At 35.9% G+C, this 20,987-nt stretch carries 17 protein-coding genes; 8 read left to right on the forward strand and 9 right to left on the reverse strand.

The window, feature by feature from the left end; all coding sequences use genetic code 11:
- Positions 1-164: 164 nt before the first annotated feature.
- Positions 165-3,611: a methylmalonyl-CoA mutase family protein gene (locus INR75_RS18285; RefSeq protein WP_223089945.1), complete on the reverse strand. Its 3,447-nt coding sequence runs from the start codon at positions 3,609-3,611 to the stop codon at positions 165-167.
- A gap of 167 nt (positions 3,612-3,778) precedes the next feature.
- On the opposite strand from INR75_RS18285, the gene purU reads away from it, so the two are divergent.
- Complete coding sequence (gene purU, locus INR75_RS18290) at positions 3,779-4,630, forward strand: formyltetrahydrofolate deformylase (protein ID WP_223089946.1); 852 nt, start codon at positions 3,779-3,781, stop codon at positions 4,628-4,630.
- An 84-nt stretch (positions 4,631-4,714) separates the two neighbouring features.
- On the opposite strand, the gene INR75_RS18295 is transcribed toward purU, so the two are convergent.
- The gene (locus INR75_RS18295; protein ID WP_223089947.1) at positions 4,715-6,205 is read right to left on the reverse strand and encodes a catalase; all 1,491 of its coding nucleotides are present in this window, start codon (positions 6,203-6,205) and stop codon (positions 4,715-4,717) included.
- Positions 6,206-6,339: 134 nt separating this feature from the next.
- Here INR75_RS18295 and INR75_RS18300 point away from each other — a divergent pair, with 134 nt between their 5' ends.
- Entirely contained in the window at positions 6,340-7,044 is a 705-nt protein-coding gene (locus INR75_RS18300; protein WP_223089948.1) for a DUF4197 domain-containing protein, read from the forward strand.
- A 128-nt stretch (positions 7,045-7,172) separates the two neighbouring features.
- Complete coding sequence (locus INR75_RS18305) at positions 7,173-7,367, forward strand: Lacal_2735 family protein (protein WP_223091976.1); 195 nt, start codon at positions 7,173-7,175, stop codon at positions 7,365-7,367.
- 6 nt (positions 7,368-7,373) lie between these two features.
- Here INR75_RS18305 and INR75_RS18310 read toward each other — a convergent pair whose 3' ends face one another.
- The 3 genes from INR75_RS18310 to prfA all read right to left on the reverse strand — a co-directional run bounded on the left by INR75_RS18310 (position 7,374) and on the right by prfA (position 10,253).
- Positions 7,374-8,144: an ABC transporter substrate-binding protein gene (locus tag INR75_RS18310; protein WP_223089949.1), complete on the reverse strand. Its 771-nt coding sequence runs from the start codon at positions 8,142-8,144 to the stop codon at positions 7,374-7,376.
- A gap of 141 nt (positions 8,145-8,285) precedes the next feature.
- On the reverse strand, positions 8,286-9,128 hold the full coding sequence (gene pyrF, locus INR75_RS18315) for an orotidine-5'-phosphate decarboxylase (protein WP_223089950.1): 843 nt from the start codon (positions 9,126-9,128) through the stop codon (positions 8,286-8,288).
- A 48-nt stretch (positions 9,129-9,176) separates the two neighbouring features.
- The gene (prfA, locus tag INR75_RS18320; RefSeq protein ID WP_084842620.1) at positions 9,177-10,253 is read right to left on the reverse strand and encodes a peptide chain release factor 1; all 1,077 of its coding nucleotides are present in this window, start codon (positions 10,251-10,253) and stop codon (positions 9,177-9,179) included.
- Positions 10,254-10,695: 442 nt separating this feature from the next.
- Between prfA and INR75_RS18325 the strand changes: the two genes are divergently transcribed.
- The gene (locus INR75_RS18325; protein ID WP_223089951.1) at positions 10,696-11,346 is read left to right on the forward strand and encodes an ATP-binding cassette domain-containing protein; all 651 of its coding nucleotides are present in this window, start codon (positions 10,696-10,698) and stop codon (positions 11,344-11,346) included.
- Here the strand turns inward: INR75_RS18325 and INR75_RS18330 are convergent.
- The 3 genes from INR75_RS18330 to INR75_RS18340 all read right to left on the reverse strand — a co-directional run bounded on the left by INR75_RS18330 (position 11,343) and on the right by INR75_RS18340 (position 15,644).
- Positions 11,343-12,047 carry a hypothetical protein gene (locus tag INR75_RS18330; protein WP_223089952.1) on the reverse strand — a complete coding sequence of 235 codons (705 nt, stop codon included), beginning with the start codon at positions 12,045-12,047 and terminating at the stop codon, positions 11,343-11,345. The genes INR75_RS18325 and INR75_RS18330 overlap by 4 nt on opposite strands.
- Before the next feature lie 120 nt (positions 12,048-12,167).
- A complete protein-coding gene (locus tag INR75_RS18335) occupies positions 12,168-13,349 on the reverse strand; it encodes an AIR synthase related protein (RefSeq protein WP_223089953.1) in 1,182 nt (393 codons plus the stop codon).
- Between the two features lie 108 nt (positions 13,350-13,457).
- Positions 13,458-15,644, reverse strand: a complete 2,187-nt coding sequence (locus INR75_RS18340; protein WP_223089954.1) for a glutamine synthetase III — start codon at positions 15,642-15,644, stop codon at positions 13,458-13,460.
- Between the two features lie 224 nt (positions 15,645-15,868).
- Here INR75_RS18340 and INR75_RS18345 point away from each other — a divergent pair, with 224 nt between their 5' ends.
- Entirely contained in the window at positions 15,869-16,879 is a 1,011-nt protein-coding gene (locus INR75_RS18345; protein WP_092541625.1) for a glutamine synthetase beta-grasp domain-containing protein, read from the forward strand.
- Between the two features lie 340 nt (positions 16,880-17,219).
- Here INR75_RS18345 and INR75_RS18350 read toward each other — a convergent pair whose 3' ends face one another.
- On the reverse strand, positions 17,220-18,167 hold the full coding sequence (locus INR75_RS18350; RefSeq protein WP_223089955.1) for a calcium/sodium antiporter: 948 nt from the start codon (positions 18,165-18,167) through the stop codon (positions 17,220-17,222).
- A gap of 114 nt (positions 18,168-18,281) precedes the next feature.
- Between INR75_RS18350 and INR75_RS18355 the strand changes: the two genes are divergently transcribed.
- The 3 genes from INR75_RS18355 (at position 18,282) to INR75_RS18365 (ending at position 20,962) form a co-directional block, all read left to right on the forward strand.
- Positions 18,282-19,277: a carboxypeptidase-like regulatory domain-containing protein gene (locus tag INR75_RS18355; RefSeq protein WP_223089956.1), complete on the forward strand. Its 996-nt coding sequence runs from the start codon at positions 18,282-18,284 to the stop codon at positions 19,275-19,277.
- Between the two features lie 77 nt (positions 19,278-19,354).
- A complete protein-coding gene (locus INR75_RS18360; RefSeq protein WP_223089957.1) occupies positions 19,355-19,720 on the forward strand; it encodes a BlaI/MecI/CopY family transcriptional regulator in 366 nt (121 codons plus the stop codon).
- A 3-nt stretch (positions 19,721-19,723) separates the two neighbouring features.
- The gene (locus tag INR75_RS18365; protein ID WP_223089958.1) at positions 19,724-20,962 is read left to right on the forward strand and encodes a M56 family metallopeptidase; all 1,239 of its coding nucleotides are present in this window, start codon (positions 19,724-19,726) and stop codon (positions 20,960-20,962) included.
- The last annotated feature ends 25 nt before the right edge of the window (positions 20,963-20,987 follow it).

A 20,987-nucleotide genomic window follows, 5' to 3' on the forward strand; every position in this document is an offset into this window, starting at 1 on the left:
TTATACTGAAAACTCATTTTAAAAAGCCGGCAAAATTAGATTGGAATTATCGATTTACAAACAAAAAAATCATCTTTTTTCTATGGCGAAAAAAGATGATTTTTACTGTTGATTTTCAATGTATTTACTTCAATTTCAAATACACTATTTTAATTTCAAATGCCTTACATATTTCTTCGGTATTGGCCACCAACTTCGAACATCGCGTTGGTTATTTGTCCTAGACTACAAACTTTGGTTGCTTCCATAAGAACTTCAAAAATATTTTCATTTTGCACTGCCGCTTTTTTGATCGCTTCTAAAGCTTCTTCTGCTTTGGTCTCTTTTGCGGTATGCAGCGTTTCTAAAGTTTTAATCTGGTTCTGCTTTTCATCCTCTGTCGCTCTTATTACTTCACCCGGAGTAACTGTTGGAGAGCCTGTAGAACTTAAGAAGGTATTTACCCCGATAATTGGAAAATCACCATTATGCTTAAGCGTTTCGTAATACAGACTTTCTTCCTGAATTTGCCCTCGTTGATACATCGTTTCCATTGCACCAAGCACTCCGCCTCTTTCGGTAATTCTATCAAATTCGGCATAAACAGCTTCCTCGACCAAATCGGTTAGTTCTTCAATAATAAATGAACCCTGAATTGGATTTTCATTTTTCGCTAAACCAAGTTCCTTATTGATAATAAGCTGAATCGCCATAGCACGTCTTACCGAAGCTTCGGTTGGCGTAGTAATTGCCTCATCGTAAGCATTTGTGTGTAACGAATTACAGTTGTCGTAGATTGCGTATAATGCCTGAAGCGTCGTTCTTATATCATTAAAATCGATTTCCTGCGCATGCAAAGAACGTCCGGAAGTCTGTATATGATACTTCAGCATTTGCGCTCTTGGATTCGCTTCGTACTTATTTTTTAAAGCTTTAGACCAAATTTTTCTTGCAACGCGACCAATCACAGCATATTCTGGATCTACACCATTACTGAAGAAGAACGATAAATTAGGTCCAAATTTATTGATATCCATTCCGCGGCTTAAGTAATATTCCACGTATGTGAAACCATTCGCTAAGGTAAATGCTAACTGCGTGATTGGATTCGCCCCGGCTTCAGCAATATGATATCCTGAAATTGAAACTGAATAAAAGTTCCTAACTTTCTCTTTGATAAAATATTCCTGAACATCTCCCATTAAACGTAAGGCATATTCCGTAGAGAAAATACAGGTATTTTGCGCCTGGTCTTCTTTTAAAATATCGGCTTGTACTGTTCCACGAACCGATGCCAGGGTATTGATCTTAATTTCCTGATAGGTTTCCTGCGGAAGAATCTGGTCTCCGGTTAAACCTAACAGCATTAAGCCTAAACCATCATTCCCTTCAGGAAGTTCTCCTTTATAGCTTGGTCGCTCGATATTATTACCGTCGTAAAGCTCTTTTAATTTTGCTTCAACTTTATCTTCTAAAGCATGCTCCTTTATATATTTCTCACATTGCTGATCGATCGCTGCATTCATAAAAAATCCAAGCAGCATAGGCGCTGGCCCATTAATCGTCATACTCACTGAAGTGTACGGGTGCGCCAAATCGAAACCAGAATATAATTTCTTAGCATCATCTAAACAGCATATTGAAACTCCGGCATTACCTATTTTCCCATAAATATCGGGACGATGATCAGGATCGTTACCATAAAGGGTAACCGAATCGAAAGCGGTAGATAAACGCTTGGCCGGCAAACCTAAACTAACATAATGAAATCTTCTATTGGTTCGCTCTGGCCCACCTTCACCTGCAAACATTCGGGTTGGATCTTCACCTTGTCTTTTAAACGGATACAATCCTGAAGTATAAGGAAATTCTCCCGGCACATTTTCCTGAAGACTCCATTTTAAAATATCACCCCATGCCGAATATTTTGGCAAAGCAACTTTAGGGATCTGCGTATGCGAGAGTGACTCAGTATGCGTATCAATCTTAATTTCTTTATCACGAACTTTAAATGAATAAATAGGCTCGCTATATTTATTCACTTTCTCCTGCCAACCCAGGATAATTTCCCAGTTATAAGGATCTAGATCCATTTTTACACGATCGAATTCTTTGAAAAGCAATCCTAAAAATTCGTGATTTTCAGTTTGCTGATCGTCTAAAAATTCTTCCTGTACGAGTCCGTTTTTATCTAAATGCGCACTATATTTTTCTTCGGAAATATTCGCAACACTCAGTATGGTTTTATAAATACCGAAGAGTTTTTGCGCAATATCGGCCTGCTTTATTGCTGTTTCGTTGTAGGAGCGGTTATTATCTGCAATTTCAGAAAGGTAACGAGTTCGTTTTGGCGGAATCACAAAGATCTTCTCGCTCATTTCACGAGTCACTTCAAAAGTAGATTCTAATTTCGAAGCTGTTTTCTCATCGATCTTATCCATGATCTTACGATACAATGTATTCATACCGGGATCATTAAATTGTGAAGCGATCGTACCAAAAACCGGAAGTTTTTCAGCATCCTCATGCCATAATTGGTGATTTCTTTGGTATTGTTTTTTCACATCGCGTAAAGCATCCTGCGCCCCACGTTTGTCGAATTTATTGATCGCCACCAGATCTGCAAAATCTAACATATCGATCTTCTCTAACTGAGTTGCCGCACCAAATTCCGGAGTCATTACATATAAAGACACATCTGAATGATCCATAATTTCGGTATCAGATTGTCCAATTCCAGAAGTTTCTAAAACAATAAGATCATATTCAGCCTTTTTCAAAACCTCAACAGCTTCCTGTACATATTTCGATAAAGCTAGATTACTTTGTCGCGTAGCCAGCGAGCGCATGTATACTCGAGGATGATTTATCGCATTCATTCGTATACGATCGCCAAGCAAGGCGCCGCCCGTTTTCTTTTTAGAAGGATCTACAGATACGATCCCTATTTGTTTATCTGGGAAATCACTTAAAAAACGTCGAACCAACTCATCTACCAAACTCGATTTACCGGCACCACCAGTTCCTGTAATTCCTAAAACAGGAATATTCTTTTCAGTTTCTGGAACGGCATCAAAATGCGTTTTAAATTCATCATGCTTATTTTCAGCAAGAGAAATTAAGCGAGAAATCGTATTTATTTTCTTCGATTTCAGGTCTTCTTCAACATTGGTATTTTCTGGCAACGAAGGCACTTCCTCATCAACCGTTTTCACCAAATCATTGATCATTCCCTGCAAACCTAACTCTCTTCCATCATCGGGAGCGTAAATTCGGGTTATCCCGTATTCCTGTAGTTCTTTAATCTCTTCAGGAAGAATTACTCCGCCTCCACCGCCAAAAATCTTAATTTGCCCGGCATTTTTTTCCTGAAGCAAATCGTACATATATTTAAAATACTCGGTATGCCCCCCCTGGTAACTGGTCATCGCAATAGCATGAGCATCTTCCTGTATCGCGCAGTTCACCACCTCTTCTACACTACGATCGTGGCCAAGATGAATCACCTCTACCCCGGTCGCCTGGATAATACGACGCATAATATTTATGGCAGCATCGTGCCCATCAAAAAGGGAAGCTGCGGTTACAATTCTTATTTTATGTTTAGGTAAATACGGAGTCTGTTGTTCCATTTTCAATAAAGAGTGAAATTATGAGTGGCAATTTACGAAAATTGTAAATAATTTTTGATTATTCTGAAAAAAGCATAAATCTGAATTCTCGTTGGTTCAGTTAAAGTGATTAAACTAATTTTATTCTTCATCAGGCTTTGATTTTTGAAGCATTAATACTGAAAAACATGGCGAAGGTTACTTTACTGATCAATTGTAAAGATAAAAGCGGGATTATCGCAACGGTTACTAATTTTTTCCACGAGAGAAATGGAAATATCGTTTATATCGACCAATATGTGGATACTGAAAATGGTATTTTCTTTATGCGTTTGGAAAATGAATTTTCTTCAGGATTTGATATTGTAAAAGTTAGAGCAGATTTTGAAAAAGAGATCGCCAAAACCTACAATATGGACTGGAAGCTTTTTGCTGAAGAACGTGTCTTAAAAATGGCCGTTTTCGTTTCTAAGTACGATCACTGTTTATATGATATTTTGGGAAGATATAAAGCTGGGGAATTAGGCGTTGAAATTCCGTTTATTCTTAGCAACCATAAAGACCTTGAACCTATTGCCAAAGCTTTTGAGATTCCGTTTTATCATGTTCCCGTTACCAAAGACACTAAAGTTGAAGCCGAAGCAAAGCAATTAGAGCTTTTGCAAGAATTTGAAGTTGATTTTATTGTATTGGCGCGCTATATGCAAATCATTTCAGATAAAATGATAAGCGAATACCCTAACAATATTATTAATATCCACCACTCATTTTTACCGGCATTTGCCGGGGCAAAACCTTATCACTCGGCTTATAAACGCGGAGTAAAAATTATTGGCGCTACCTGCCATTATGTTACCGCCGAATTGGATGCCGGTCCCATTATCGAACAGGATATTACAAGAATTTCTCATTCGCACTCTATCAAAGATCTAATTCTAAAAGGCCGAGATTTGGAAAAGATCGTCTTTAGCCGCGGAATAAAACTTCATATTCAACGAAAAACAATGGTTTTTAATAATAAGACGATCATCTTTACATAAAAAAAGCGCCCAATTTGGGCGCTTTTTATTTTCATTCTGGATCTCTAATTTGAAGGATTCATCAGTATCATCAAGATTCTATAATTAACGAGCGAATTCTTCCATATTAATTTCAACTCCTAATCCGCTTGCGATCCTTGCTCCAAGTTCAGGATCTGCTCTAAACCAGTGGCAAAGCTGGCGCATGATTATTTCATCTTTCTTTTCTCCTTCGATCTGGCTCATCGATCCAACGGTATTAGAAACCAGATTCGATTTAGCTTCTTCATTCATTACTCGGTATAAATTCCCCGGTTGTGTGTAATGATCATCGTCTCCAGCTTCAGAAGCGTTACGATCAAACCAATCGGCTTCAGCATATGTAACTCTTGGCGCTTTTAGCTTATATTTTTCATCCACAGAAATATCGTCGAAACTATTTGGGTAGTAATTTTCACTTCTCCCGCCATTTCCATCAACACGCATAAATCCGTCCCGCTGATAATTATTTACCATATAAGGACAGCGGTTTACCGGAATTTGCTCATAATTTGCTCCAAGGCGATAACGGTGCGCATCTGGATACGATAATAGACGTCCTTGTAACATTTTATCTGGAGAATATCCCACACCATCTACAATATGTGCCGGCGCAAATGCAGATTGCTCGATCTGAGCAAAATAGTTATCAGCATTTTTATTCAATTCCATTTTTCCAACTTCGATCAATGGATAATCGTCGTGAGGCCAAACTTTGGTAAGGTCGAATGGATTCCATTTATAACTTTTAGCATCCTCCTCTGGCATTACCTGGATTTTTAATGTCCAGCTTGGGAATTCCCCATTTTCAATATGTTCTAATAAATCTTGCTGTGCAAAATCTGGATTTTCACCTGCCATCTTAACTGATTCTTCATCGGTGAAATTCTTGATTCCCTGATCTGTTTTAAAATGAAATTTTACGTAAAAACGTTCATCTTTATCATTGATCAAAGAAAAAGTGTGCGATCCATAACCATTCATATGACGAAAACCATAAGGCGTACCGCGATCACTCATTAAGATAAGCACCTGGTGTAAAGACTCTGGATTTAGTGACCAGTAATCCCAACGCATGGTTTGCGATTTCATATTCGTAAACGGGTGGCGTTTTTGAGTATGAATAAAATCACCAAACTTCTTAGGATCTTTTATAAAGAAAACCGGCGTATTATTTCCTACCAGATCCCAGTTTCCATCTTCAGTATAAAATTTAAGCGCAAAACCACGTGGATCACGATCTGAATCTGCCGAACCTTTTTCTCCACCTACCGTTGAGAATCTTGCCAGCATATCGGTTTTCTTACCAACTTCAGAAAATATCTTTGCTCTTGTATATTTAGTAATATCATTTGTCACCGTAAACGTACCAAAGGCACCAGAACCTTTAGCATGTACCACACGCTCTGGAATTCTTTCTCTATTAAAATGAGCCATTGTTTCATGAAGCACATAATCTTCAAGTAATAACGGGCCTCTTCTACCAACGCTTAACGAATCTTCCTTTTCTACAAAAGGTCTTCCGGAAGCAGTGGTTAATTTTTTCTCTTTAGACATAATTCTAGCTTTAGTTTCAATTTTTTAAAGGTAAATAGGATGTTTCAATAATAGAAATCGATAATTTTAATTTATTCATAAATTTTTATAATACTAGAAGTATTAGAGATATCTTATATTTGAAAAAAAGCTCCATGAAAAAGTTACTTTGCCTATTCGTTATTTTCTCTTTAAGCTCTTGTGCTGAACTGCAGGATATTGCCAGCCAGTTACCACAAGGTAGTTACGGTGTTACAAATACTGAAATTGCCTCTGGATTACGCCAGGCGCTGGATTTTGGAATCGACAAACAGGTTACAAAACTCACCCAGGAAGATGGCTTTTTTAAGAATGAATTAGTAAAAATCACTTTACCGGCAGAATTACAAAAGGTCGATAAGACCCTACGTGATGTTGGATTAGGAAATTTAGCCGACCAAGGACTCAAGGTTTTAAATCGCGCTGCAGAAGATGCCGTTAAAGAAGCAACACCGATCTTCGTAAGTGCTGTAAGAGAAATTACCTTTAACGATGCTCGTAATATTTTATTGGGACAGGATGATGCAGCTACACAATATCTAATTGGTAAAACTAAATCTCAACTCTACGATAAATTTAATCCTGTTATTACAAATTCTTTAGATAAAGTTGGTGCTAATCAGATTTGGAGTAATATCATCGATCGCTATAATAGCATCCCACTAACTAATAATGTAAATCCAGATCTTTCAGATTATGTAACCTCTGAAGCTTTAAGCGGAGTTTACACAATGATCGCGGTAGAAGAAAAGGATATTAGAAATGATATCTCTGCAAGAACAACTAGCCTATTAAAAAGAGTTTTTTCGCTTCAGGATTAGATTATCAAAAATATTTTAACATTTGATCAAGCTTATCCGCAAACTTTAAATTAACATTAACTGCCGCTTAATAAATCTTAAAAACACCTCATTGTATCTTTGTAGTATAGATGATGAAAGACTGGAGTATGTTTAAAATATTCAAACAAAGATCAAAAGAAGAATGCATGTGTGAGAAATACACACAGCTAATGCACAGGGCCTATAAACTAGCCTTGGTGGACAAAGAACGTAGTGATAAGATTAATGCGAAAGCTAAAAAGATACTACGAGAATTAAGACGTATGCATTATCCTGAAGTTGAAAATTGGGCTACAGAATAATACTTTTTAATGTAAGGTTTTAAAATAACTAACCGCTTTTTCTAATCTTGAACCATACCAACTAAAATATTCGCCATCTACAAGAACTGCATGAAGTCCTAACTTTTTAAATTCTTCAATGTGTTCTTGTTTAAACGGAAATGGCTCGCTAGATAATAAAACCACATCTGGTGAATATTCAATCAATTGTTCCCTATTCATTGCCGGATATCGATTTCCGGCAATTTTATTTTCGAACTTATTTAGTTTAAGAAGCTCGTTGATAAAGGTATCATTTCCTGCCGCCATGTAAGGATCTTTCCAGATAAGATATAAACAGCTTTTCCATTTCTTATGCTGAATTTCTTCGGAAAAAGTCGCTAACTTCTCCTCTATGCTATCAACTAATTTTAAAGCCTTTTCCTCAACATTAAAAATTTCACCATAATCATTTATAAGCTGAAGCGAATCTGAAATACTCGAAACTTCTGAAACATGAACCGGGGCGATTTTCTCTAATTCGGCTACCATTTCTTGGGTATTTTCTTCCTTATTGCACAATATAATATCTGGCGCTAAATCTTCGATCTTATCTAAATGTACAGTTTTTGTGCCGCCAACTACCGTTTTTTCATTTCGAAGATGCTTTGGATGTACACAAAATTTTGTGATACCTAAAATACTATTTTTTAATCCAAGATCGACTAAAAGCTCCGTCTGGCTTGGAACTAAAGAAACAATGCGCTTTGGAGTATCGCTAAGAAATAATTTTCGGCCTAAATGATCGAAAATTGTCATAAATATTATTCGAATTGATGATTATACGTTATTTGTAATCAATGAGATTTTTGTCATTCCGGACTTGATCCGGAATCTAATAAAATTCAAGAAAAAATTTTGAGTATGAGACCCTGAATCAAGTTCAGGGTGACAGTACTCTTATAATTCATTCGAATGCTCAAATTTAAATTTCTCTAATTCTTCAGCCATTTGCTGCTGTAGAATTTCAGCTTTTGCAGCGGCAACTTCAGCAAAATTATTATTTGTAGAAGCATAAATAATTTTACGGCTGCTATTTACCAAAAGGCCAACATCTTTGGTCATTCCGTATTTACAAACATCTTCTAATTTACCACCTTGTGCTCCAACGCCGGGCACAAGCAGAAAACTTTCTGGAACGATCTTACGAACCTCAGCAAGATATTCGGCTTTAGTGGCACCAACCACATACATCAGATTTTCTGAATTCTCCCAGCTTTTAGAAACTTCCAAAACCTTTTTGTAGATCTCAGTCTCATCAGATTTCAACGTCTGAAAATCGAAAGCACCTTCGTTAGAAGTTAAAGCCAGTAAAATGGTATGTTTATCGTCGAATTCTAAAAAAGGCTCTACAGAATCTTTGCCCATATAAGGCGCTACGGTAACCGAGTCGAAGCCCATATCTTTTAGGAATGTCTTCGCATACATTTTAGAGGTATTACCAATATCGCCACGTTTAGCATCTGCAATAGTGTAAATTTCAGGATAGTTATCGTGAAGATAATCGATGGTTTTTTGTAAAGCTTCCCAGCCTTTTAAACCACATGCTTCATAAAAAGCCGTATTAGGTTTATAGGCCACGCAAAATTGATGCGTGGCGTCTATAATTGCTTTATTAAAACTAAATATTGGATCTTCCTCAGAAAGTAGATAGGTTGGAATTTTTTTAAGGTCTACATCTAAACCTATACACAAAAACGATTGCTTTTTTCTAATCTGCTCTACTAACTCCTGGGTGGTCATATTTAGTTTTTAGATGGCATTTAAAAGTTTATTCTAAAACGCCGAATATTAAAATATATCTGAATTCTCTTTAAGCTTCTCAGTATTTTCTACCAATCTTAGCTCGTCAATAATTTTTTGAATATCTCCGTTTACGATATTGGATAGATCGTAAAGTGTTAGGTTAATTCTGTGATCTGTTACACGCCCTTGTGGATAGTTGTAAGTTCTAATTTTTGCACTACGATCACCACTCGAAACCATCGAATTTCGCTTAGCAGCATCGGCTTCCATTTTCTTGGCAAGCTCCATTTCATATAAACGCGAACGTAAAACCCTAAAGGCTTTCTCCCTGTTTTTGTGCTGCGATTTTTGATCCTGACATTGTGCTACCAAACCTGTAGGTTCGTGAGTTAAACGCACGGCAGAATAGGTTGTGTTAACCGACTGCCCACCAGGACCCGATGAACAGAAATAATCGATACGCACATCTTTTGGATCGATCTCTACATCAAATTCTTCAGCTTCTGGCAATACCATAACTGTTGCTGCAGAGGTATGCACACGACCCTGAGTTTCGGTTTGCGGCACACGTTGTACACGGTGAACACCAGCTTCAAACTTCATGGTACCATAAACATCTTCTCCAGAAACTTCAAAGATCATCTCTTTAAATCCGCCACTGGTTCCTTCGCTAAAATCGACGATATTGTGACTCCAACCTTTACTTTCTACATATTTGGTGTACATTCTGTAAAGATCCCCGGCAAAAATACTTGCTTCATCACCACCGGTACCTGCACGAATTTCCATCACGACGTTCTTAGCATCTTCAGGATCTTTAGGCACTAACATCATTCGTATCTTTTCTTCAAGAGCTGGTAATTCTTCCTTCGCTTCTTCCTGCTGAAGTTTTGCCATCTCGGTCATTTCAGGATCGCTTCCATCAGAAATTATTTCTTCAGCTTCTTTAAGATTATCGGTAAGTTCTATATATCTTTCACGCTCGTCCATAAGCGCTCTAAGATCTTTATATTCTTTATTAAGTTCAACGTAACGTTTCTGATCGGCAATAATATCCGGCTGGATAATAAGATCATTCACTTCATCAAAACGTTGTTTAACGATATTAAGCTTCTCTAACATACAATTCTTAAGAATTTAGATAGCAAATTTACAATAATTTGACTGAATTTTTATCTTCTCTAAACTTTACCTGTTCGTTTTCTTTATTTTAGTGCTAATCATAATAAAATTAGCTTTTTAAGGCTTTTAATTTAAAACATCAATCAAAATCTCAAAATATGCCTAAGACTTTTGCTGTGTTTTTTCAATTTTACCGCAAATTTTTGGTTCCTTCACTTTTAATTAATCTGCTGATATTTTCCATTGGTAGTCCGATTTTTGTAATTGTTTTAGATAAATTATTTATCGCTTTTATCATTTATCTTTTCTACCGATTCATCTCTGCAAAAAAAGAGCTCGTGTTTTATTACAATCTTGGTTTTAGCCGATTGCAATTATTCAGTTTAGCCATTTTGGCCGATATTTTTCTTCTTAGCCTTTGTGCCACCATAAACTTTCTAATATGATCTTTGAAATTGATAATGTCGAGTTGTATTTTGATGATCAAGCTATTCTTAAAGCGGCTTATGTAAAGGCTGAAACCGGGAAAGTAACCGGATTATTAGGTAGAAACGGTAGTGGAAAAAGTAGCCTTTTAAAAATTCTCTTCGGAACCTTAAAACCGAAATATAAACTACTCCGCATAGATAAAAAACCTATCCTGAAGCGCTTTTACAAAACCGGAAGAGTCGCCATGCTTCCGCAGTTTCCTTTGCTTCCGCCCACTATTTTAGTAGAGAAGGCTTTTAAACTATATAATATCGATTTTGGTGATTTTAGCAGTGTTTTTTCTGAAATGAATTCAGTAAAACATCAGAAAGTACGGGAATTATCTGGCGGGCAGCAACGAATTATCGAAATCTACCTGGTCTTAAAAAGAAATGTAGATATTGTTCTTTTAGACGAACCTTTTGCACAGCTTTCTCCTTTAATGATCGAAAAATTTTCAGAAATTATTCAGAAAGAAAAACAACAAAAAGCGATTATAATAACAGATCATCGCTACGAGGTGATATTAGATGTTTCAGACGATATTTATTTATTTCAGCATAAACAAACAAGACTGGTGCATTCAGCAAAAGAACTTGTTCAGCTGGGATATTTACCGGGTTAGATCTTCACATCAATATCAATATAATTTTCTTTTTTATTTGTGGTTGCTGCATAGAGCATTAAGAAACCAGATCCCAGAATATTAAACGCATGATCTGCGTAGTAGAATTCGGGAAAATCAAGATAATACCCGATAAAATAGGTCATGTCTGAAAAAATCATCCAAAGCACGGCGCACATATAAAAAATACTCTTAAGATTACTATAGCGATTACTATAAGATACAGCAATAATAGTGGTAAGTATAGCAATAATGGCAAAAGCGTAAAAACCGGGACTGTATAATTCTTCAGCGTGTTTTAAAGAGATCATATTTTCTAACTCGAAAAGCAGAACAAGATTTATCGCTACCAGAATTGTACCTATAAAAAATTCTAAACCAGTGATTTTTAACCGCTTTAATCTTTTAGCACCAATACTTCCTACAATAACAAATGCAGCTCCTCTACTAATAAATGTTAGGGCGTTAAAAATGGGATTTTCAAAATAAATAAGGGAGAAATCACAGATCGAAAACAATAGAAAAATAAAAAATAACTTCCAGGAGAAGGGTTTATGTAAAGTTGCGGTAATAAAAAAGAAAGCGGTACCAATAAAACGAACCCATCTACTTACCTCTTCACTAAACATCGATAAACTTGCAAAGTTTACCGCAACCCAAAACACAATGGAAAAAACAATTAATTTTCTTCGTTCACTCATCTAACAAACAATCAGATTTTTGCAAATATAATGAGAAATTCGAATAAAAAAAGCTATAAAATTAACGCTAAATCAATATTAGTTAATTTTACAGCCCTTTTATTAAAATAAGTGTAAATTCTACGAATATTGATATTCGCCAAATTCACTCTTTATCGTTAAGGATTTTTTATCTGAAGCTTCTACTCTTCCCACCACTTTCGCATCGATATTAAATGACTTGGAAATTTCGATAATTTCGTCTGCAAGCTCTGGTTTTACGTAGATTTCCATGCGATGCCCCATATTAAATACCTGGTACATCTCTTTCCAATCTGTTTTACTTTCCTGCTGAATTAACTTGAATAATGGCGGAACTTCAAAAAGATTATCTTTTACAATATGAAGATTATCAATAAAATGAAGAATTTTTGTTTGTGCCCCTCCACTGCAATGCACCATCCCGTGAATCTCTTTATTACTGAATTTAGATAATATCTTCTGAATTACAGGTGCATAAGTTCTTGTTGGCGACAATACCAGTTTGCCGGCATCTAGCGGAGAATCCTCAACCTCATCGGTTAATTTTTTTCCTCCAGAATATACAAGATCATTTGGGATCGAAGCATCAAAACTTTCAGGATATTTTTCAGCTAAGATCTTTGCAAAAACATCGTGACGAGCAGAAGTTAAACCATTACTTCCCATACCGCCGTTATATTCCTTCTCGTAACTGGCCTGCCCAAAAGAAGCCAAACCTACGATTACATCGCCCGGCTCGATATTACTATTATCAATTACCTCACTACGTTTCATTCTGGCTGTTACCGTAGAATCTACAATAATCGTTCTTACCAAATCACCAACATCTGCGGTTTCACCACCGGTAGAATGAATTTCTACGCCAAATTCTTTAAGATCTGCAATAAGTTCTTCAGTTCCATTAATGATTGCTGAAATTACCTCTCCCGGAACCAAACTTTTATTACGACCAATGGTTGAAGACAATAAGATCTTGTTGGTAGCACCCACACAAAGTAGATCGTCAATATTCATGATCAAAGCATCTTGGGCAATACCTTTCCAAACTGAAAGATCGCCAGTTTCTTTCCAGTACATGTAAGCTAAAGATGATTTAGTACCAGCACCATCTGCATGCATGATCACGCAATAATCCTCGTCACCGGTTAAATGATCTGGAATAATTTTACAAAATGCTTTAGGAAAAAGCCCTTTATCTACATTTTTGATCGCGTTATGCACATCTTCTTTACCTGCTGAAACACCACGCTGACTATACCTTTTACTTACGTCCTGACTCATGAATTTGGTTTAGGCGTCAAAGATAAACAGTTTTAAATTCTTTAAGAAGTTTCTAAAAAGAAAAAGCCCTGCAAGTTACAGGGCTTTAATCTTTGATTTTGAAAGAAATTATCTAGTGAATAATAATTCTCGGTATTTGGTTAATGGCCAAAGCTCGTTGTCTACCAGTAATTCTAATTTATCGCAATGATATCTAATCTCATCAAAATGAGGTTTCACTTCATTACAGTAAGACTCTGCTTTTTGCTGAAGATCATCAAGCTTATTTGCTACTTTTCTAGCGTCGATCATTGCATTTACCTTGCTATTAATTACCGCAATATGTGTAGAAACTCGCTCGATAAGATCAAGTTGTTCTTTTGCATGTTTTTGATAATCTTCACCGTAAATACTTTTTAATCCGGTTACATTCTTAATAAGAATATTTTGATATCGAATAGCAGTTGGGATTACGTGGTTTCTAGCAATATCGCCTAAAACTCGACCTTCTATCTGTACACGCATGGTATACTCTTCTAACTCGATCTCGTGACGTGCTTCGATCTCGATCTTATTCATTACTCCAAGATCGCCGTAAAGCTGTACTGCTTTTTTAGAAATTTGAGCTTTAAGAGCTTCAGGAGTAGTTCTATTATTACTTAAACCTCGTTTAGCTGCTTCTTTTTCCCATGCTTCACCGTAGCCATCACCCTCGAATCTAATCTTTTTACTCTGCTTGATATATTCTCTAAGAACATTAAAGATGGCATCGTCTTTTTTCATCTTTTTGCTCTTGATCAATTTATCTACTTCAACTTTAAATTCTTTAAGTTGTTTCGCCATGATCGCATTTAGCACCGTCATTGGGTTTGCACAGTTTGCGGTAGATCCTACTGCTCTAAACTCAAATTTATTTCCTGTGAATGCAAAAGGAGAAGTTCTGTTACGATCTGTATTATCCAATAAGATTTCAGGAATCTTTCCTACTACATTTAATTTAAGATCTGTTTTTTCCTGCGGAGATAATTTCCCTGAAGTCACTTTTTCAAGCTCATCTAAAACCGCAGTTAACTGGCTACCTATAAATACTGAAATAATTGCCGGTGGTGCTTCATTAGCTCCAAGACGGTGATCGTTAGATGCACTTGCGATCGACGCTCTTAATAATTCTTCGTTTTCATAAACCGCTTTTATCGTATTGATAAAGAAGGTTAAAAACTGAAGGTTTTTCATAGGTGTTTTCCCAGGAGATAAAAGATTTACCCCGGTATCTGTCCCTAAAGACCAGTTGTTATGTTTACCACTACCGTTAATGCCGGCAAATGGTTTTTCGTGCATTAATACCACAAAATGATGACGCTCTGCAACCTTGTTCATCACATCCATAATTAACGAATTATGATCTACAGCAAGGTTCGCTTCTTCAAAAATTGGCGCTAACTCAAATTGGTTTGGAGCAACTTCGTTATGTCTTGTTTTTACAGGAATCCCCAATCGCATACATTCGATTTCTAAATCCCTCATATAGGCTAAAACACGAGAAGGAATCGATCCAAAATAGTGATCATCTAATTGTTGTCCTTTTGCAGGAGAATGTCCCAAAAGTGTACGACCCGCTAACTGAATATCTGGGCGCGTAGCTGCCAAAGCAGAATCGATTAAAAAGTACTCTTGTTCCCAACCTAATGTTGCGTTTACTTTCGATACATTTTTGTCAAAATATTTTGCAACATCGGTCGCTGCCTGGTCTACGGCCTGCAGCGCTCTAAGAAGCGGTGTTTTATAATCTAATGCTTCCCCTGTATAGGAAACAAAAACAGTAGGAATACATAAAGTTGTTCCCCAGATAAAAGCAGGTGAAGTAGGATCCCATGCTGTATATCCACGAGCCTCGAAGGTATTTCTAATACCTCCATTGGGGAAACTGGAAGCATCTGGTTCTTGCTGAACTAAAGATCCTCCTCCAAATTTTTCTATGGCTAGACCTTCTCCAATAGTTTCGAAAAAAGCATCATGTTTTTCGGCCGTTGCCCCGGTTAAAGGCTGAAACCAGTGCGTGTAATGGGTTACTCCTTTATTGATCGCCCATTCTTTCATTCCTGCAGAAATATGATCTGCAATAGTTCTGTTGATTTTTGCGCCGGTTTTAATCGCATCCATCACATTACTATAGGCTTCTTTGGTGAGATATTGTTTCATCACCGACTCATTAAAGACATTACTACCAAAAATCGAAGAGCGTCTTCCATCCTCTTCTATATTTAAAGATCTTCGGTTAAAGGTTTCTTCTATTGCCTTAAATCTAAGTGTTGACATGTTAAGCTGTTATGATTAATAATATTTTGTATTCAAATTTAAATATTTATCAGTAGAACACCTTCAAAATCATCAAATAATCTAAACCCCATAAATTTTAGGGGGTAAATTTCAGAAATTAGAAATTCTTACGAAATCACCCCTCAAAAGATATACTTTGTATATAAAATATTATATTTTTGTTAACGTTAGACGTTCAATTTTTTATAAAACCGAATTAGATTATGAGCAAATCAAAACTGGAGTATATCTGGCTTGATGGTAGCAAGCCGACTCAGAAGTTACGTGGTAAAACAAAAGTAGTTACCGATTTTTCCGGAAAACTTGAGGACTGTGAAGTATGGTCTTTCGATGGATCTTCAACAGGTCAAGCTGAAGGAAACTCTTCTGACTGCCTACTAAAGCCAGTATTTATTTGTCCAGATCCACAACGTAAGAATGGTTACCTTGTAATGTGCGAGGTACTTAATTCAGATAGCACACCACACGAAACTAATGGTAGAGCTACTATAGACGATGAGGATGATGATTTCTGGTTTGGATTTGAGCAAGAATACTTCCTAATCGATAACGAAACAGGTAAACCACTAGGATTCCCAGCAAATGGATATCCAAGACCACAAGGACCTTACTACTGTTCTGTTGGAGCAAGTAATGCTTACGGTAGAGCTATCGTAGAAGAGCATTTAGATGCTTGTCTTGAAGCAGGATTAAATGTAGAAGGTATTAACGGTGAGGTTGCTGCAGGACAATGGGAATACCAGATCTTCGCAAAAGGAGCTGCTGCTGCTGGTGACGAAATTTGGGTTGCTAGATATTTACTGGAAAGAATTGGAGAACAATACGGAGTATCAATAGATCTTCATCCAAAACCACTAGGAGAATTAGACTGGAATGGTAGTGGTATGCACGCCAACTTCTCTAATTCTACTTTAAGAAATGCTGGAAACCGTGAAACTTACGAGAAAATATGTGAAGCTTTCCGTCCAGTTGTTAAAGAACATATTGATGTTTATGGCGCAGATAACGACATGCGTTTAACTGGTAAGCACGAAACTGCTTCTATCCACGACTTTAGCTACGGAATTTCAGACCGTGGTGCATCGATTCGTATTCCAATCGCAACTGTAGAGCGCGGATGGAAAGGATGGCTAGAAGACAGAAGACCAGCTTCTAATGGTGATCCTTACAAAATTGCAAGCCGTATCATTAAGACGGTAAAAAATGCAGAATAAGCTTTAGGCTAGATTATAATCAATCTTAGATTAGGCGCTTCATATGAGGCGCCTTTTTTAATGGATTCAATTTAATTGAACTGAAATTAGTCTTTTGATAGCAGGTTTTTTTTTGAAGTCTAGCGTTTATAGAAAATAGTTTTTGCAATAAAATCATGACCAAATGGGCTGCTTGCAGCGGCGTTTCAAGAGTCTACCTTTTTCAAATTTTCTGACGACCCTAGGTGAATAATCCACTAAACAAGACATTAAAATTAAAAGCAATAGATAACTTCTTATTTGCCTGCATTCATTATCGCTTCTCTATATTCTATAGTCTATTCTCTAAAATCTAGAATGATTACCTAAAGATAGTGATATATAGAAATACAGCATAACCTGCTAAGATTACAGCTCCTTTTATCCTGCTAAATAAAAATTTCTTCGGAATAAAGGCAAGCGGAACTAATATGAATGAAAACGCTATCATCCAGTAAATATCCTTACTTAAAACTTCTTGAGATTGCATTACAATAGGCTGAATTAAAGACGTGATCCCCAAAACTGAAGCGATATTAAAAATATTAGAACCTATTAAATTACCAAAAGACAAAGCTTTTTCTTTCTTTAAAGCTGCAATTACAGAGGCAGCAAGTTCTGGAATACTTGTTCCTATAGCTATCATCGTTACCGAAATTACACGTTCGCTTACACCAAGATCCCTCGCTAAAGAAACCGATCCATTTACCAACAATTCTGATCCTCCATATAGAGCGGCACCGCCAATAATTAACCAGATGATAATTTTAAACCAGGAAGTTCCTTTTAAACTATCATCTACCTCTTCTACCACTTCTTCCTTAACCTTGCGGCTACGCATAATTAAGAACAGTAAATAAAGTATAAGTCCTAAAACTAAGGCTCCACCTTCCAGTCGATCTATATCTTCCCCATTCAGTAAAAAGAAAAATAAAGCGAAAGAAAAGGCCATCATTACCGGCCAGTTAAATTTATAGAAATCACGATCTACAGCAATAGGTGAAATCATCGCTGTAACTCCTAGTACCAAACCAATATTTGCGATGTTAGATCCCATAATATTACCAAGTGAAATATCAGAAAATCCATCTAAAGCTGCTTGCAAACTTACCAGTAATTCTGGCGCAGAAGTCGCAAAAGAAACCACTGTTAACCCAATTACCATACGGGAAATATTCATTTTAAAAGACAACGCCACAGAAGACCTCACTAAAAACTCACCTCCTACTACCAATAATGTCAACCCAATAAGTATGTAAACTATATCCATTCGTGCATTTTTATGCGAATATAACTTAAACTTTAGAGCTATTCTATTTCTTAAATACTGAATTAAAAACTACAAAAATAGTTTAAAAACTAAAATTATCGTTATATTGCAACTATGAAATATCTTGTTTTCATTTTCTTCTTACTTAGCATTTCGCTGCGTGCACAGAAGACTTACACTGGCAAAATATTAAGTGCAAAAGACTCTACTGCGCTGCAGGGTGTATCTATTTATTTTGATGGCACCAGCTTGGGAACAACCAGTAATGAAAAAGGATTTTTTAAAATTCAGAATACCGCTTCTAACATTTCACCTCTTATTTTTAGATCTATTGGTTATACGACCAGAACTGTTCCTAACATTTCGGTTTTTGAAGACGACAATTTCCCAATCGTATTTTTAGAAGAAAGTATCGATCAATTAGAAACTGTTGTTTTAGAAACCGACCCGTGGACACGAGAACATAAACTACGAGTTTTTAGAAGAGAATTTCTAGGAAAAACTGAAGCGGCTACCAAATCTAAAATTATAAATGAAGAGGTTATAAAACTGAAGTATAGTCCGTCTAAGGGTGAACTTATCGCCTTTGCCAACGAACCCATTATTATCGAAAACAAATACCTGGGCTATATTATCGAATATGAGCTTATGGATTTTACCGTTAAATACAGCACTGGCAGTTCTGGACTTCAATTGGTGGATTTTACCTTTTATGAAGGCAGTAGTTTTTTTAAAGAACTAAAGAAAAAAACTAAACGACGTTTTTTAAAGCATCGTGAAGAAGCGTTTAAAGGCTCGTTGCTTCAGTTTATGCGAGCGCTCGCAAATAAAAAACTTGCCGAGCATAACTTCAGGATCTTTCACGAAAGATTTGAAGTACCTCCCTATAAATATTTTGATATTCAGCCCAAAGAAGATTTTACCTTAATAAAAATGCTTACTGAAGAATTAAGCATTCTTTACGAAAATCAACAATCTGCTATCATTTACAAGAACCCATTTTATATTGACGAATTTGGCAACTTTACTCCTACTCGCGCCTTTAGCATTTCAGGATTTATGGGACAATCCAGAATAGCTAATCTGTTACCATTAAATTATGGATTATAATTTTTTTACTATGAATATAGTTTAACAACTATTTTTTTCGTTATATTTATCGAACATTAATTTGAGATCATTTTAGCATGGAAAAATTAACAAATAAGGAAGAAGAAATTATGCGAATTATCTGGAAGCTGGAGAAAGCTTTCGTAAAAGAGATCATTCCGCATATTAAAGAACAAAAATTACACTATAACACCGTTTCTACCATTGTTAGAAATTTAGAGGAAAAAGAATATGTTTCGCATATCGCCTACGGGAAAACGCACCAATATTACCCGGTAGTTACCAAAGAAGCTTATCGCAAACAGTTTATGAATGTTGCAACCAAACGTTTCTTTGATAATAGTTATAAAAGTGTGGTTTCCTTTTTTGCAAAAGAAGAAAAAATTAGCGCTAAAGAACTTAGAGAAATCCTAGAGATCATCGAAAATAAAAAAGAAGACTAAAACGTGGAATATTGGAATTACATCATCGAGAATTTCTTAGTACTGGCAGTATTTTTTGCCGGCTATGAGTTATTTCTCAAAAATTCCAAATTCTTTAAGTTTTCCAGATTTTATTTACTCTTCGGAATTATTATTAGTCTCCTTTTACCACTATTTCATTATAGAATTTTAATCGAATTACAGCCAACTGAATTTTTGGAACTCGGTAAATATAATACTGAAGAATTTCAGCAAAATTTATCCAATATTAGTAGCCGAGATTCGATAAATATTGAAACGATTATTATTTCAATTTATCTCTTAATTAGTTTTGGCTTTTTTGGCCGATTTCTATTTCAAGCATTTCAGCTGAAAAGACTAATTGATGCTGCAGAAAATATTTCAGTAATAAAAGGCGTTAAAATAAAACAAGCTCCTGAAAATCAGCGATCATTTTCGTTTTTCAACTATATCTTTCTGAATAAAACTTCAGAAAAAAGCACAAAAAGTTATGTGTTAAGGCACGAGTTGATCCATGCAAAACAGTTTCATAGCCTGGATGTTATTTTTGTAAATCTGGTGCAATGTTTTTTATGGTTTAATCCGCTTATCTATTTTTTAAAAACCAGAATTACAGATAATCTTGAATTTATAACTGATGATGAGGTCACTAAAAATACCAGGACTCTCGATCAAAAAAACGAACTCAAAAATTACCAATATCAGCTATTATCGTCCGGACTAAGTCCGCATCAAGAAATGCCTATTCTTTCATTTAATCATTCATCAATCAAAAAACGAATCATCATGCTTAATAAAAAATCTTCCAGCAAGTTACATCTATTAAAATTAAGCTTTTTAATACCATGTTTAAGTGTTATCTTTTATAGTTGTAATGTAGATGAAGTGGAAAAGTTAGACGAAAATGCCGAATTTTCATTCTATTTTAATCGGGATACCAGTGAAAAAGAACTGCAAAGCAAGGTTTCAATGTTTAACCACTTTTATAAGGATTCTGTTACTTTAAAGATCTCGGATGTTTCATACTTAAACGGAAAATTAAATGAATTTACCATAAGCAGAAAGTTTCCTGGCGATACTGGTTTTGTACAAAGTTTATCAATGGAAAATCAGTCTAAAAAAACAGAATTTGCTAACTACATCAGCTTTAAAGATCAAAAATTAATCCTGAAAATGGATCCTTCACACAAAATTGAAATCTCTAAAGACACTAATGCTGCTTTTATAAGGACTAAGAATTAAATTAAAAATTATTATGCAAGACTTA

The organism is Zunongwangia sp. SCSIO 43204 (assembly GCF_019904275.1).
GTDB classification, from domain to species: domain Bacteria; phylum Bacteroidota; class Bacteroidia; order Flavobacteriales; family Flavobacteriaceae; genus Zunongwangia; species Zunongwangia mangrovi.

Coding starts and splice junctions, on each gene's coding strand:
- INR75_RS18285 (WP_223089945.1), bottom strand. CDS start 3,611: ATGGAACAACAGACTCCGTATTTACCTAAACATAAAATAAGAATTGTA.
- purU (WP_223089946.1), top strand. CDS start 3,779: ATGGCGAAGGTTACTTTACTGATCAATTGTAAAGATAAAAGCGGGATT.
- INR75_RS18295 (WP_223089947.1), bottom strand. CDS start 6,205: ATGTCTAAAGAGAAAAAATTAACCACTGCTTCCGGAAGACCTTTTGTA.
- INR75_RS18300 (WP_223089948.1), top strand. CDS start 6,340: ATGAAAAAGTTACTTTGCCTATTCGTTATTTTCTCTTTAAGCTCTTGT.
- INR75_RS18305 (WP_223091976.1), top strand. CDS start 7,173: ATGTTTAAAATATTCAAACAAAGATCAAAAGAAGAATGCATGTGTGAG.
- INR75_RS18310 (WP_223089949.1), bottom strand. CDS start 8,144: ATGACAATTTTCGATCATTTAGGCCGAAAATTATTTCTTAGCGATACT.
- pyrF (WP_223089950.1), bottom strand. CDS start 9,128: ATGACCACCCAGGAGTTAGTAGAGCAGATTAGAAAAAAGCAATCGTTT.
- prfA (WP_084842620.1), bottom strand. CDS start 10,253: ATGTTAGAGAAGCTTAATATCGTTAAACAACGTTTTGATGAAGTGAAT.
- INR75_RS18325 (WP_223089951.1), top strand. CDS start 10,696: ATGATCTTTGAAATTGATAATGTCGAGTTGTATTTTGATGATCAAGCT.
- INR75_RS18330 (WP_223089952.1), bottom strand. CDS start 12,047: ATGAGTGAACGAAGAAAATTAATTGTTTTTTCCATTGTGTTTTGGGTT.
- INR75_RS18335 (WP_223089953.1), bottom strand. CDS start 13,349: ATGAGTCAGGACGTAAGTAAAAGGTATAGTCAGCGTGGTGTTTCAGCA.
- INR75_RS18340 (WP_223089954.1), bottom strand. CDS start 15,644: ATGTCAACACTTAGATTTAAGGCAATAGAAGAAACCTTTAACCGAAGA.
- INR75_RS18345 (WP_092541625.1), top strand. CDS start 15,869: ATGAGCAAATCAAAACTGGAGTATATCTGGCTTGATGGTAGCAAGCCG.
- INR75_RS18350 (WP_223089955.1), bottom strand. CDS start 18,167: ATGGATATAGTTTACATACTTATTGGGTTGACATTATTGGTAGTAGGA.
- INR75_RS18355 (WP_223089956.1), top strand. CDS start 18,282: ATGAAATATCTTGTTTTCATTTTCTTCTTACTTAGCATTTCGCTGCGT.
- INR75_RS18360 (WP_223089957.1), top strand. CDS start 19,355: ATGGAAAAATTAACAAATAAGGAAGAAGAAATTATGCGAATTATCTGG.